The 12,903-nt window shown below is 64.0% G+C and carries 13 protein-coding genes; 6 read left to right on the forward strand and 7 right to left on the reverse strand.

All coding sequences use genetic code 11. The annotated features are described in order from the left end of the window. Positions 1 to 466 precede the first annotated feature (466 nt). On the reverse strand, positions 467 to 814 hold the full coding sequence (locus AAFG13_RS22380) for a hypothetical protein (protein WP_342708232.1): 348 nt from the start codon (positions 812 to 814) through the stop codon (positions 467 to 469). Between the two features lie 254 nt (positions 815 to 1,068). Next, positions 1,069 to 1,683, reverse strand: a complete 615-nt coding sequence (locus tag AAFG13_RS22385; protein ID WP_342713377.1) for an ABATE domain-containing protein — start codon at positions 1,681 to 1,683, stop codon at positions 1,069 to 1,071. A gap of 164 nt (positions 1,684 to 1,847) precedes the next feature. On the opposite strand from AAFG13_RS22385, the gene AAFG13_RS22390 reads away from it, so the two are divergent. The 5 genes from AAFG13_RS22390 (at position 1,848) to AAFG13_RS22410 (ending at position 5,918) form a co-directional block, all read left to right on the forward strand. After that, positions 1,848 to 2,591 carry an alpha/beta hydrolase gene (locus AAFG13_RS22390; RefSeq protein WP_342708233.1) on the forward strand — a complete coding sequence of 248 codons (744 nt, stop codon included), beginning with the start codon at positions 1,848 to 1,850 and terminating at the stop codon, positions 2,589 to 2,591. 3 nt (positions 2,592 to 2,594) lie between these two features. Then, positions 2,595 to 3,449 carry an alpha/beta hydrolase gene (locus AAFG13_RS22395; RefSeq protein ID WP_342708234.1) on the forward strand — a complete coding sequence of 285 codons (855 nt, stop codon included), beginning with the start codon at positions 2,595 to 2,597 and terminating at the stop codon, positions 3,447 to 3,449. An 86-nt stretch (positions 3,450 to 3,535) separates the two neighbouring features. Beyond that, complete coding sequence (locus tag AAFG13_RS22400) at positions 3,536 to 3,916, forward strand: 4-oxalocrotonate tautomerase family protein (RefSeq protein ID WP_342708235.1); 381 nt, start codon at positions 3,536 to 3,538, stop codon at positions 3,914 to 3,916. A 235-nt stretch (positions 3,917 to 4,151) separates the two neighbouring features. Beyond that, on the forward strand, positions 4,152 to 4,340 hold the full coding sequence (locus tag AAFG13_RS22405) for a hypothetical protein (protein WP_212318376.1): 189 nt from the start codon (positions 4,152 to 4,154) through the stop codon (positions 4,338 to 4,340). A 105-nt stretch (positions 4,341 to 4,445) separates the two neighbouring features. Continuing rightward, on the forward strand, positions 4,446 to 5,918 hold the full coding sequence (locus tag AAFG13_RS22410) for a cytochrome c peroxidase (RefSeq protein WP_342708236.1): 1,473 nt from the start codon (positions 4,446 to 4,448) through the stop codon (positions 5,916 to 5,918). A gap of 12 nt (positions 5,919 to 5,930) precedes the next feature. On the opposite strand, the gene AAFG13_RS22415 is transcribed toward AAFG13_RS22410, so the two are convergent. Next, positions 5,931 to 7,232 (reverse strand): sorbosone dehydrogenase family protein, encoded by a 1,302-nt coding sequence (locus AAFG13_RS22415; protein WP_342708237.1) that lies wholly within the window; start codon positions 7,230 to 7,232, stop codon positions 5,931 to 5,933. A gap of 437 nt (positions 7,233 to 7,669) precedes the next feature. On the opposite strand from AAFG13_RS22415, the gene AAFG13_RS22420 reads away from it, so the two are divergent. Continuing rightward, entirely contained in the window at positions 7,670 to 7,954 is a 285-nt protein-coding gene (locus tag AAFG13_RS22420) for a hypothetical protein (protein ID WP_342708238.1), read from the forward strand. A 66-nt stretch (positions 7,955 to 8,020) separates the two neighbouring features. Here AAFG13_RS22420 and sfnG read toward each other — a convergent pair whose 3' ends face one another. The 4 genes from sfnG to AAFG13_RS22440 all read right to left on the reverse strand — a co-directional run bounded on the left by sfnG (position 8,021) and on the right by AAFG13_RS22440 (position 12,885). Then, positions 8,021 to 9,121, reverse strand: a complete 1,101-nt coding sequence (gene sfnG / locus AAFG13_RS22425) for a dimethylsulfone monooxygenase SfnG (RefSeq protein WP_342708239.1) — start codon at positions 9,119 to 9,121, stop codon at positions 8,021 to 8,023. A gap of 632 nt (positions 9,122 to 9,753) precedes the next feature. Then, positions 9,754 to 10,431, reverse strand: coding sequence for a Crp/Fnr family transcriptional regulator (locus tag AAFG13_RS22430; RefSeq protein WP_212318388.1), 678 nt, complete (start codon positions 10,429 to 10,431; stop codon positions 9,754 to 9,756). 213 nt (positions 10,432 to 10,644) lie between these two features. Next, a complete protein-coding gene (locus tag AAFG13_RS22435) occupies positions 10,645 to 11,028 on the reverse strand; it encodes a hypothetical protein (protein WP_212318390.1) in 384 nt (127 codons plus the stop codon). Positions 11,029 to 11,613: 585 nt separating this feature from the next. Beyond that, positions 11,614 to 12,885: a serine hydrolase domain-containing protein gene (locus tag AAFG13_RS22440; RefSeq protein WP_342708240.1), complete on the reverse strand. Its 1,272-nt coding sequence runs from the start codon at positions 12,883 to 12,885 to the stop codon at positions 11,614 to 11,616. Positions 12,886 to 12,903 lie beyond the last annotated feature (18 nt).

Here is a 12,903-nt window from a genome sequence, read left to right on the forward strand (position 1 = left end):
CGCGCAGGCCGAGACGTAGGGCGGGTTAGCGAAGCGTAACCCGCCGCAACTCTATGCGATGGAGCAGTGGCGGGTTACGGCTTCGCCTAACCCGCCCTACAGACCCGATTGCTTCAGTCGTCTACTTGCCCCACGTCGCCTTCCTGACTCGCCCCTTGCCGCCGCATTTCTTGCAGGGCTCGGGATAAATCTTCCGTCCCGGCTCGCCCGGCTGCTTCACCTCTGGAAAGCCGGTCCCGTTGCACGCGTCACACTTTTCTTCATCGGAAACAAGGTGCTTCACCATCCACCGCCTTGGACTGAAAAATCCGGAAGCCCGCGGGCGCGGACTTCTGCCACCCGTTGGTTACGAACGGCGGCGGGTTATGGTTTCAGGCGCATGGCTGCTCTGCGCAGCAACGCAATTGAGAGATCGGGGGAACGACAACGGCACGATCGCCGTTGTCAGCTTCCACTTGACGCGACCTCACTTCGCCTTGAGCACCTTCTCCTGGCTATCGAGTGCGGTTGCCATCAGCTTCGGCAACTGCGCGGCATAGACCTCGATGAAGGTGGCATCGCCACAGGCCTCCGGATCGCGCGCGGCCTGCTCGGCGACGCGCGCGGCCTTGGCCTCGCATTTCGCGAACACGTGCCAGAACCAATCCGGGCTCTTGCCGAGCGCCGGCTTGTGCTTCTTGATGACGGCGGCGCCGACTGCGCTCATCGCGTTGACGACGCCGGCGCCCAGCGTGCTGATGGCCCGCGCGTTCAGGATATCCTCGCGCGATTGCGCGGTGGCGTTGCTCGCGGTCGTTCGTGCCTTGGCCGGCATGCTCAAGCTCCTTGTCGATCCCTGGTCGGTCCTGTGCGACGGGCAAAGCATCGGCCGGGGAAGTTGAGGAAGGCTCAAGGGGCATGGTTGAAAACCGCTATGGATTTCATTCCGGTTTTAGGCGCTTCCGAGCGATCGGCCTGGAGGCATTTCTGAGTTCCCGTTAGGCGCGCGATCCGTCAGGAGCCGTTACCTTTCGCGCCATGGCGGCGGATCAGCTGGCCGGCGACGTCGAACCGAAGCGTGCTCTGGTCTCAGCCCCTGTCCTTCATCCGACTGCGATGCGCGGCCTGCTTGGCGCGATTGCCGCAGACGGCCATGCTGCACCAGCGGCGCGCACGCGCCCGCGTGTGATCGGCAAACATCAGCGTGCAGGCCGGGCCCTCGCACGCCTTGATGTCGGAAAAGCTTTCCTCGCAGACGACCTTGGCCATCGCCTCGCCGATCGGCAGCAACAATGACTCAGCCGAGCGCCAGCGTCGCGTCTTCTCCAGCGCGAAACCGTCATGGCCGGACTCGCCATCCTCTTGGCGATGCGCCACGATCCTGCTGAAGGCAGCGTCGGTTTCGAGCAGCCGGTTCAGCGGCTCCAATTCCCTGAGCGCCCGCGGCGTCAGCGGCCGGCCCATATGCCTGCGGACGAAGCCGCGGAACCATTCGCGCAGATCGCGCGCCTGACCGGCGACGCTGTCGAGTTCGCCCGGCGCCGCGCGCGTCTTCAGCTCGTCGAGCACATCTGACGGCACAAGCTTCGCCTGTGCGAGCCAGCGCAACAGGCCGCCCCCATCGGCGATCCAGTCGACCGGCGTATCGACCGGGGTCGCGATCGAATTGATGAAATCGAGACCCAAGCTATCGGCGATGAACATCGCGGGCGGGTGGGATTGCACGGTGACGTCCTCCAGCCGGCTTCTTCGAATAACCTGCTTAAAGCCTATTGACAAGTTACGAATGTCGGATCATAAGCGCAGTAACCTGTCAAATGCTATTTTAGAGGTTACAGGCAAATCTGCCTGATGCCAGGGAGCTCAAGATGTCGAACAAGGATGTCAGCGTGGTGCTTGCCCATGGTGCATGGGCCGACGGGTCGAGCTGGGCGCGGGTGATCACGGCGCTCGACGCCGAAGGCATCACCGCAGTCGCGGCACCGCTGCCGCTGACGTCCCTCGCCGACGATGTCGCCGCATTGAACCGCACGCTTGACCGCGTCGAGGGACCGGTCGTGCTGGCAGGCCATGCCTATGCCGGTGCTGTGATCGCCGAGACCCGCTCGCCGCGCGTCAAGGCGCTGGTCTATGTCGCGGCGCTGGCGCCGGACGAGGGCGAGACGGTGGCCGAAATGTTCTATCGCGCACCGCCGCATCCGTTCGCGCCCAAGCTCGCACCTGACGCGAACGGCCTGATCTGGCTGCCCGAGCCCGCCTTCGCATCGGCCTTCGCGCAAGGCGCGCGCGCCGAGGACCTCGCGGTGCTCGCCGCCGTGCAGCGGCCGATCTCGCCAGCCTGCATCACCGTGCCGGTCGGCCGCCCGCTCTGGAAGGATGTCCCGAGCTGGTTCCTAGTCGCCGAGGAGGATCGGATGATCGCGCCCGAGACTCAGCGCAGCATGGCGGCGCGGATGAAGGCTGCCGTGCGTTCACATGCCGTCGACCACACGCCGATTGTGACGGCGCCAACGCTCGTCGCCGACATCATCCGGGAAGCGATCGGGCGCTTGTCCGGCAGACCTAGTCCTGACTTCCCAAACCTCACCACACCATCACGACCACAGGAGTGACGGATGTCTCAGGTCAAATACCGCACGGCCGATGTCGACGGCTTCAAGGTGTTCTATCGCGAGGCCGGTTCGCCCGGCGCGCCAAAACTGCTGCTGCTGCACGGCTTCCCGAGCGCGGGACATATGTTCCGCGATCTGATCCCGCTGCTCGCGGACAAGTTCCACATCGTGGCGCCCGACCTGCCTGGCTTCGGCCAGTCCGACATGCCGCCGCGCGAGACGTTCAGCTACACCTTCGACAATATCGCCGGCGTGATCGACCGCTTCACCGATGTGATCGGCTTCGACCGCTACGCGGTCTATGTGTTCGACTACGGTGCGCCGACCGGCTTCCGTCTGGCGGTGAAACATCCGGAACGGATCACCGCGATCATCTCGCAGAACGGCAACGCCTATGAGGAAGGCCTCAGCGACGGCTGGTCTCCGATCAAGGCCTATTGGCAGGATCCCTCGCCGGCGAACCGCGACGCGCTGCGCGCGCTGCTGACGCCGGACACCACGCGCTGGCAGTACACACACGGCACGTCGGATCCGCAAGCCGTGTCGCCGGACGGCCAGAACCTCGACAATTACTACATGGCCCGGCCCGGCGCCCATGACGCGCAGCTCGACCTGTTCGACGACTACAAGAGCAACGTCGCGCTCTACCCGGCCTTCCAGAACTACTTCCGCACCCATCAGCCGCCGTTCCTTGCGGTGTGGGGCAAGAACGATCCGTTCTTCCTGCCGCCGGGCGCCGAAGCATTCAAGCGCGACAATCCGAAGGCAGTGGTCAAATTCCTCGACACCGGCCATTTCGCGCTGGAAACCCATGCCGCCGAGATCGCGCAAAGCATCCGCGAGTTCCTGAGCCGCTGACGTCTGCATGATCCTTGCTTGACGCTTGACTGCACGGATTCGGCGCGGAAGCTGGACCCGATCGACATCCAAGTGAGTTCACGCAGATGCCAACCTATTGCTGCACCAGTGCGCAAGGCCGCCTCAGCGCGGAGCAGAAGGGCCGGATCGCGGGCGAGATCACCCGGATCCACGCCGAGATGACGGGCGCGCCGAGCTTTTTCGCGCAGGTGATCTTCAGCGAGGTCACGTCCGACAACTGGTTCATGGGCGGGGTCCCGGTCGCGCATGACCACATCTTCGTCTACGGCCATATCCGTTCCGGCCGCGCCGCCGTCGACAAGACGCGGATAATCCGGATGATGGCGGATGCAGTTGCTGAAGCCGCCAATGTCGACAGCAAGCGCGCGGTCTGGGTCTATCTCAAGGAGTTGCAGCCGCGGCAGATGATCGAGTTCGGCCATGTCCATCCAGTCGTGGTCAACTAATCTTCCGCAGTTCGTCAAACTAGCTCCTCGATCAACGGTGCGTTCGCGTGGCGCGACGCCGTTTCAGGCCTCGAGAGGAGTCCCATGAGAGCATTACCGGCATGGCGATGGGCGCAGTTCTGATTGGACATGCCCTCGCCGCGAACGCAACGGCGGTCGCCGCTGTCGAGCCGGTCTGGAGCACCGAGCGGATCGAACGGTTGCTGGCCGAAGTTCAACATGCCGTCCAGGCGAGATGCGCAGCGGGCCCGAAGCCGGTCACTATTTCGCGACCTTCGCCAACAGTGCCACCGTCATCCACCTCGACTATTCAGCCCTGCAATGCGGCAACCAGCCGAGGCTCTGCACCGCGTCCGGATGTCTTCATCAGACCTTCGCAAAGGTGCACGGCAGATACGTCATGACCCGGTCGCGCTACGAGTGATTGATCAAAGCCCATTGAGTGCCGCAGACTCGACTTGTAGGCTGCCGGCCCTGCGCCGACAGCGCGGGCAGCTTGCATCGCGAAGACCGCGTCCAGGGGGACGAGATGAGATTTCGGATTCTGGCCGGCGTCGCCGTCGCGGTCGCCGCCACATGCTCGGCGATCCCGATCCTGCTCGCGCGCGACGGCGCAGGGCCGCTGTCGCCGGCCGTGCTGGCCGACATCGCCCGCGTGGAAGCGGAGATCGACCGGATCGAAGGCGATACGTTGACTCGTCTGACAGCCGTTCCCGACAATCAGGTGCAGCAGATCGAGCTGCTCGGCAAGTTGCTGCTCTTCGACAAACAGCTGTCGGTGAACCGCAACGAAGCCTGCGCCTTCTGTCACATGCCGGAGGCCGGCTTCACCGGACCGATCTCGGAGATCAACCGGACCACCGGCTCCTATCCCGGCTCGGTCCGCACCCGCTTCAGCGAACGCAAGCCGCAGACCCACACCTACGCGCCGCTGGCGCCGGTCCTGCATTACAACGAAGGCCAGGGCGATCTGGTCGGCGGCAATTTCTGGGACATGCGCGCAACCGGACGGCGCCTCGGCAATCCCGCCGCCGAGCAGGCCGAAGGTCCACCGACCAATCCGGTCGAGATGGGCCTGCCCGACATCGCCTGCGCGGTGTATCGCGCCTCGCAGCGCCCCTATCGCGGCTTGTTCGAGGCCGTTTGGGGCGCACAAGCATTCGCGATCGACTGGCCGGCCGATGTCGAGGCAGTCTGCAACACGCCGGGACCACCATCCGCCGGCGATCCGCTTCCCGTGCATCTCGGCAACGTGGATCGCGGCCGCGCGGCGAGCACCTTCGACCAGATGGCACAATCGATCGCGGGCTACGAGGCTTCGCACGAGGTCACGGCGTTCTCCTCGAAATACGATGCCGCGCAGGCCGGAAAGGCCACCTTCGCGGCGCTGGAGCAGCAGGGATACGAGATCTTCCGCGGCAAGGGCCGCTGCAACGAATGTCATCGCGACGGCGGGCCCGGAGAGGATCCGCTGTTCACCGACTTCACCGCAAGCAATATCGGGACGCCGGCGAACCCGGACCTGCCTTATTATGCGGAGAGCGCGCCGGATGATCGCGGCTATGTCGCGAACAAGGATGGCGCTGCGTTCGTCGATGGCGGAGTTGGCGCCTTCCTGGCGAACGGTCATCCGCTCAGTCAACCCTCCGCAGTCGACGCGCGCTGGAAACCGCTGGCGCCGCAGACCCGCGGCCGATTCCGGGTGCCGACACTGCGTAACGTCGACAACCGGCCGTCGCCCGATTTCGTCAAGGCCTACGGCCATAACGGCTACTTCAAGAGCTTGAAAGAGATCGTCCACTTCTACAACACGCGTGACGTGCTGCCGCGTTGCGCCGTGCACGATGCGCGCGAAGGCACCGGCTGCTGGCCGGCGCCGGAGACCACCGACAACATGAACACCAGCAAGACCGGCCATCTCGGCCTCACCGACCAGGAGGAAGATGCGCTGGTCGCGTTCATGCGAACGCTGACGGACGGCTACACACCGGCGAAGAACTAGCTCGCCTGCCGCTTATGCCCCCGTGACGCGCCAGATCACGTTGCCGACATCGTCGGCCACCAGCAGCGAGCCGTCGGGGCCGAGCGCGACGCCGACCGGGCGGCCGTACGAGACCTTCTCGTCGGGCGCGAGGAAGCCGAACAGGATGTCGCGCGCCGGCCCCGAGGGACGGCCGTTCGTAAACGGCACGAACACCACCTTGTAGCCTGACAGCGTCGAGCGATTCCACGAGCCGTGCTGCCCGATCGCCATGCCATCGGGAAAACCCAGCAGCGTGCCCTGGGGCATCCAGCACAGGCCGAGCGAGGCGGTGTGGCCACCGAGCGCGTAGTCCGGCTGGATCGCCTTGGCGACCATCGCCGGATCCTGCGGCACGCGATCGTCCACCGTCTTGCCCCAGTAGCAATAGGGCCAGCCGTAGAAGCCGCCGTCGCGCACCGAGGTCAGATAGTCCGGCGGCGTCTCGTCGCCGATGCCGTCGCGCTCGTTGACGACGGTCCACAGCACATTGGTGGTCGGCTCCCAGGCGAGCCCGACCGGGTTGCGCAGGCCGCCGGCAAAGATGCGGCTGGTGCCGGCGGCGAGATCGAGCTCATAGATCGCGGCACGGCCTTCCTCGACCCTCATGCCGTTCTCGGCGATGTTGCTGAGCGAGCCGACGCCGGCATAGAGCTTCTTGCCGTCGGCGCTCGGCAGCAGGCTGCGCGTCCAGTGCCCGTCGGGCTTGAAGGTGACGAGCTTGCGTCCCTCCGCCGTGATGCGGTCCGCGCCCGCGGTGTAGGGAAACGCGACCACGCCGTCGGTGTTGCCGACATAGAAGGTGTCGCCGATCAGTGCCATGCCGAACGGCTGGCGCAATCCTTCCATGAAGGCACCGCGGCTTTCGGCGACACCGTCGCCATCGCGGTCGCGCAGCAGCGTGATGCGGTTGGCGCTGACGCCGAGGGCGGCGGCGCGGCGCATCGTCGCCTGCATCGCATAGTGGAAGACGCTGCGCGGCGTGCCAGCGATTTGCGTCGCCTCCGCGATCAGGACATCGCCGTTCGGCAGCACGTTGATCCAGCGCGGATGATCGAGCCCGGCCGCAAAGGCGTTAACCTTGAGCCCTGGCGCCGCGGTCGGAAGCTGGCCCTTGTCCCAGCCCCGTGCGGTCGGCATCTTCAGCGTCGGGATCGCGCCCTGCGACTTCGCCGCCGGGATTTGCGGCGCGCTGCCCCAGGCCGGTGCGGGCTCGGCGCCCTGCATCCGCCGCCACGCCACGGCGCCGGCCCCGATTGCCGCGACGACGCGGGCAAAAACTCCAGACGTGCTCATGAACTTCCCCTGTTGGATTCGCGCCTTGCCCGCCGGCCTCGGGCCGCAGCAGCATTCGCATAATGCCGGCCCTGATGACAGTAGTTATACGATCTTCGCATCCGCCATCGAATCGACGAGACTGGCTGTACGCTCCCTTGTCAGAGCGTTTTCCTCCCTGAGACCTTGCCCGCCCCGGTCGGCGGGCTTCCTTTTCCGCAGCGAGAGGTTCTTTCGATGCACGGCTCGACCGTGGCCGTTATAGCCGGAAAATCATAGCGGGGCAGCGGCGGATGCATTGTACCGGGCAAAGCGACACGCCGGTCTGTCAGCGCGCAAGCCCCCTCACCAAAACCTGATCCGAGGCTCGCGCAACTTCACCTTCGTGCGGTGCATGGCAGATCAGGAACGCCGCTCCATGACGATCGTTGGTCGCGACACCAGCAAGGAGTGTATGCATGCAACGGAAGACCAAGATACTGACCCTGGCCGCGGCGTCGCTGATCGCAACGACAGCAGGTGCGTTCGCGCAAGGCTACTATCCGTATGGGAACCCCGGTGCACGGTACTATGGCGGCCCGCGCTACGGCGCCCAGCCATATGTGATGCAGGATACGGCGGAACCGGGCTGGTATGGCGCGATGAACGGCACCAACCATCCGACGCCGAGCTCGAGCCACGGCGACGTGGGTCCTGAAGGGAACAACAATGGCACGCTGACCGGCGTCTACCGGCAGTGGTAGCCCACGCAAATTTGAAGGCCCGTCGCTCGACTCGAGCGATGGGCCTTTTGCCGTTCCTTACCCACCTCACTCAGCCGCCTGGACTTGCACCTCCGCCCGTGCCTCCAGCGCACGGACCAGCGGAATGACGCGGCCGCCGAAATATTCGACCTCTTCCTGGAAATGCAGGAAGCCGAGCAGCACGAGATCGACGCCAACCTGCTTCAGCGCGACGATGCGCTCGGCGACCTGCTCGGGCGTGCCGATCAGATTAGTCTTGAAGCCGTCATTGTACTGGACGAGGTCCTCGAAGCTCGATTTCGCCCAATTGCCCTGGCCTTCCGGCGAGGCCTTGCCGGCATTCTTCACTTCATGCGCGAAGGCATTGACCGCCTCCGGATCGGCCTTGACGATGATCTCGTCGAGTACGGCGCGCGCCTCGGCCTCGCTGTCGCGCGCGATCGCAAACGCGTTGACGCCGATCTTGACGGAATGATTGTTGGCGCGCGCCTTGGCGCGGATGTCCTCGACCTGCCTCCTGATCTCCTCGACCGAATTGCCGTTGGTGAAGTACCAGTCCGATACCCGCGCGGCCATGTCGCGCGCGGCACGCGAGCTGCCGCCCTGGAAGATCTCGGGCAATGGATGGGCCGGCTTCGGCTTCAGCGTGTAATCCGAGAAGCGGTAGAAGTCGCCGCGGAACGTGAAATTGTCCTGCGTCCAGATCCCGCGCAGCGCGCGGATGAATTCTTCCGAGCGGCGGTAGCGCTCATCGTGGTCGAGCCAGGGCTCGCCGATCGCGGTGAACTCGCTGCGGAACCAGCCGCTGACGATGTTGACGGCGACGCGACCTTCGGTGAACTGGCTGATGGTCGCGATCTGCTTGGCCGCCACCGCCGGATTCCATGGCCCCGGCAGCAGCGCCGCGATCACCTTCAATTTCTTCGTCGCTGCGAGCAGCGCGTGACTGAAGGCCACCGGCTCATGCTGAAACTCGGCGCCATAGCCGGCGGTGAAGCGGATCTGGCTCAGCGCATAGTCGAAGCCGCTGTCCTCCGCGATCTGCGCCAGCCGGCGGTTGTAGTCGATATCCCACCCGGTCCGCTGTTCGATCTTGCTGATGACGAGCCCGCCGGAGACGTTGGGCACCCAATAGGCGAACTTGATCTGCTCATTGCTGGCGGTCATTCGGGTTACCTCACGGAGTTGGCATATGGTGAAAGGGTGGCGCGAGCAACACGATGCATCCAAGCTGCACGGGGTCAGCGAGTTGCAACGCGGCTGGTTGAAGCCGGAGTCAGGCTTGAGTTTTCACAGGATTGGAGCGGTCACAATTCCGCGGTGCGCTGCAGATTCGTCAGCAGCAGACGATGCGACACGGTTCTCTCAGCGTGACGCGGATATTCATTTCATCGAAGAGGCTATTGCAGGTCATCAACATTCCTCTCGCAAGCACTATCGAGACGCCGCCAATAGTCTCAGACAAACCGCGAGGGAGCGAGTCCAGCCCAAACTCTTTTTCATCGAGTCCGGGAAAGCCGCATTCTGTTGTTTGCGAGAAATGCGTCGTTTGTTGCTTTGTGGCGGATTTGGTCCCGCGACGAACGGCGAAACAAGCAGCCGGGAACCGTTAGGCCCCACGCGCGGTCCGCTACGGCAAGGCGGCTCACTTCACGATCGCTCCATAGACGACGTCCAGGGCGTTCTCGCAGCGATGCTTGCGGAGTTCACCGGATGCGCCGTTGCGATCACCACGACGAGGTGATCCTGCGGACCGCGGAAGAACTGCGTGCTGTAGGCGCCGTTCAAGCGCGCCACGGTTAGTCCTTGCGGCCTATCTCGGGTTTGTCGCGCAGAACGGCGTTTAGAAGCGAGCTGTGAACTTCGATCTTTCCGTTGTAGCTGATGAAGCCGAGCTTGCGGAACTTGTTCATGAAGAAGCTAACCCTTGAACGGGTCGCACCGATCATTTCGGCGAGCGTTTCCTGGCTGATTTCGACGTCAATGGGTTGCGCGCTGGTTTCCTTGCCGAAGTTTGCCAGCAGGAGCAGCAGGCGCGCCAGGCGTTTCTCGCTGGAATTGAAAAGTTGGTCGATCAGGTCTTCTTCCATTCGGCTATTGCGCGCGAGCAGATAGGTCATGAACAATTGAGAGAACATCGGCTTGGCTTCGAGCGTTGCAATCATCGCCGTCTTCGATATTCGTGTGATGACGCAGTCCTCCATTGCCGTGGTCGTGGCAATCCGCAATGGATGACCGTTGAGGCAGCCCTCACCGAAGAATTGTCCCGGCTCCAGGATCCCGACCACGGCTTCCTTACCTTGGTCAGAGACGACTGTGAGTTTGACCTTTCCTTCTTGAATGTAGAATACCGCGTCCGCGACATCTCCCTGTGCGAACACGTTCTGGCCTTTTCCAAAGCTAGAAATCGACTTTCCGGCCCCGACCTTGGCCAAGAAGCTTTTGGGATCAAACAAGTCCTTCGAGGGCTTAACCAAAACGGCACTCTCGTTCGCTGGGCGTTAGCATTCTGTCATGCTACCAAGGTTCTGCAGGATGATCATCCACGGAAAGGCGCGCGCGGCCCGAAATTGGCGTCAAAGCGACGCGCCTGACCACCTTTGCAAGAGCCCCCTGCGATTGCGCGAGATGCGGACACGTCGAGAGGTCGCGCGTCTTTGCGCGGATTTCACCCTGCGCGGGTTGCCTGATTAGCTGCGGCGCTCCGCGGCCTTGCCGCTGCCGAGCGATTCGGCACAGGCCCTTGCGACTGCCGAGTTCGGCTCAGTGCTTCCCGGCATCGTGGCCCAACCGCCTTTTTCGACAAACCTGCCCTGGTCGAATGAGTAAGTCGCCTTCTTCATTTCGGCCAGGTTCGCCGAGGCATTGGCGGCTTGCTGGAACCTGTCAACGCAGATGGGTGTGAGAGCTGCGACGACGGCCGTCGCAGCACGGTTGCTTGCGAGGGTCTCGGCCGACCCGCCCGTCACCCAGCCACCCCAGCTGAACCCCACGATAGCCAGAGCAATTGCTCCGCCTGCAGCACCCCATAGCGCGGGCCGCATGGCAGCTTTTGTTTCCTTGGAGATTTCCATGATCTTCATCCTGACCTAGAGGTTTAGGACTGTTCGTGGAACTAAGACACGTCGGATGATCGGCGTCTGTACCAAATTGCTCATTCAGGCGCGGGCGGACCCAGATTCCTCTCCCGCGCAGTTTGGCGCGGGCGGTGCCCAAATAGTCGGTTCCGTGTTCCTTTTTGAACAGACAGAGGGAGCCGTCGCCGGTCTATTCGGCACATTGCTCGATAGACTATATTGCCGATCAGCCCGGCCCTCGCGGCCGGGCTTTTCGCTTGAAGCCGTCCTGTCCGATCAAACGGCGGAATGACACCGGCGTCCGGGCAGAGCGAGACAGTCTTCCTGCGGCGTCTGCGGGCGCAGTGGCACCCGGTTCGCGCGAAGAAAACACGTCAGACCAAAAAGCCCGGCACGATGCCACGCCGCGCTGCCCGCGACTGAGCAATATTGCTCACATGACACGAAACATGACGGTCGGCTTCGCCAGGGTCCTTTGCCCCACACGCCCGCTCATCACGCCAATCAAGGCCCCATCGCTTAAGTTCGAGCGATGGGCCTTGATGCCTTGATGAAAGAGGTCTCACACTGCGCTGACGGCTCTCACCTCACCATCGCGCCGTAGACGATGTCCTGCACGTTCTCGCGATAATATTTGCGCAGCTCGCCGGGCGCTGCGGTTCCGACCACCACGACGAGGCGCTCCTTCGGATCGCAGAAGAACTGCGTGCCGTAGGCGCCGTTCCAGGTGAACTCGCCGGGATTGCCCGGCACCGACGACAGCCCCTCGCTGGTCCGCACCGCGACCGCCAGCCCGAAGCCGAAGCCGCCGCGATGCGGCTCGACCGCGGCGACGTTGTTCTTGATCTCGGGCCCGAGATGGTTCGACGTCATGAGGCGCACCGTATTTGGGCTGAGGATGCGCTGGCCGTCGAGCTCGCCGCCATTGAGCAGCATCTGTCCGAAGCGGACATAGTCGCCGACGGTGGCGAACGAGCAGGCGCCGCCGCAATCGAACTTGGTCGGCGCGTCGAGCAGTTTGATGGCTTGCGGCTTGCCGGTGAGCGGGTCGTTGGGGAACGGATGCGCCAGACGCCCGCGCTGGGCGTCGGTCGGGTGGAACGTCGCTTCCTTCATGCCGAGCGGTTTCCAGACATGGGCCGAAAGATAGTCGCCGAGCCGCTGGCCGGAAACCTTCTCGACGACGGCGCCGAGCACGTCGATCGAGAAGCCGTATTCGAACTCGGTGCCGGGCTGATGCACCAGCGGCAGCTTGGTGATGCGGTCGATGAAGGCCGCCGTGTCGCCTTCGACCGCCGGCGCCGTGCCGTCGGGATAGAGCCGCGCCAGCGCGCTCGAGCTGTCGGGCCGGCCGCCATACATCAGGCCCGAGGTGTGGCGATAGAGATCGTGGATGAAGATCGGCCGGGCCTGCGGCTCCATCGTCAGCGAACCGTCGGCCTGCTGCACGCCCACCTTCATGTCGGCAAACCCCGGATAGAACTCGGCGACCTTGGCCTGCAGCGGCAGGCGGCCCTGCTCCATCAGCGTCAGCCCCGCGACCGCCGCCATCGGCTTGGTCATCGACGCCAGCGCGAACACCGCATCGATCGGCATCGGCGTGCCCTTGACCGGGTCGAGCTGGCCGTAGGCCTTGTAGTGCACGAGCCTGCCGTCGCGCGCGATCGCCACCACGGCACCAGGTACGCGCTTGGCCGCGATCTCGCGCGCGAAGAAGTCGTCGAGCCGCGCCAGTCCCTTGTCCGAGAAGCCGACCTGGTGCGCCGCGACTTGCGGGAGCGGCGGCGCGGCATGGGCGATGTTGAAGACAAGATTCGTGGCGGCGGCAGCCGCGGCAATGACGGTTTTTCTCATTGTTTCCTCACCGGGGAC

Source organism: Bradyrhizobium sp. B124, assembly GCF_038967635.1.
Taxonomy (GTDB): domain Bacteria; phylum Pseudomonadota; class Alphaproteobacteria; order Rhizobiales; family Xanthobacteraceae; genus Bradyrhizobium.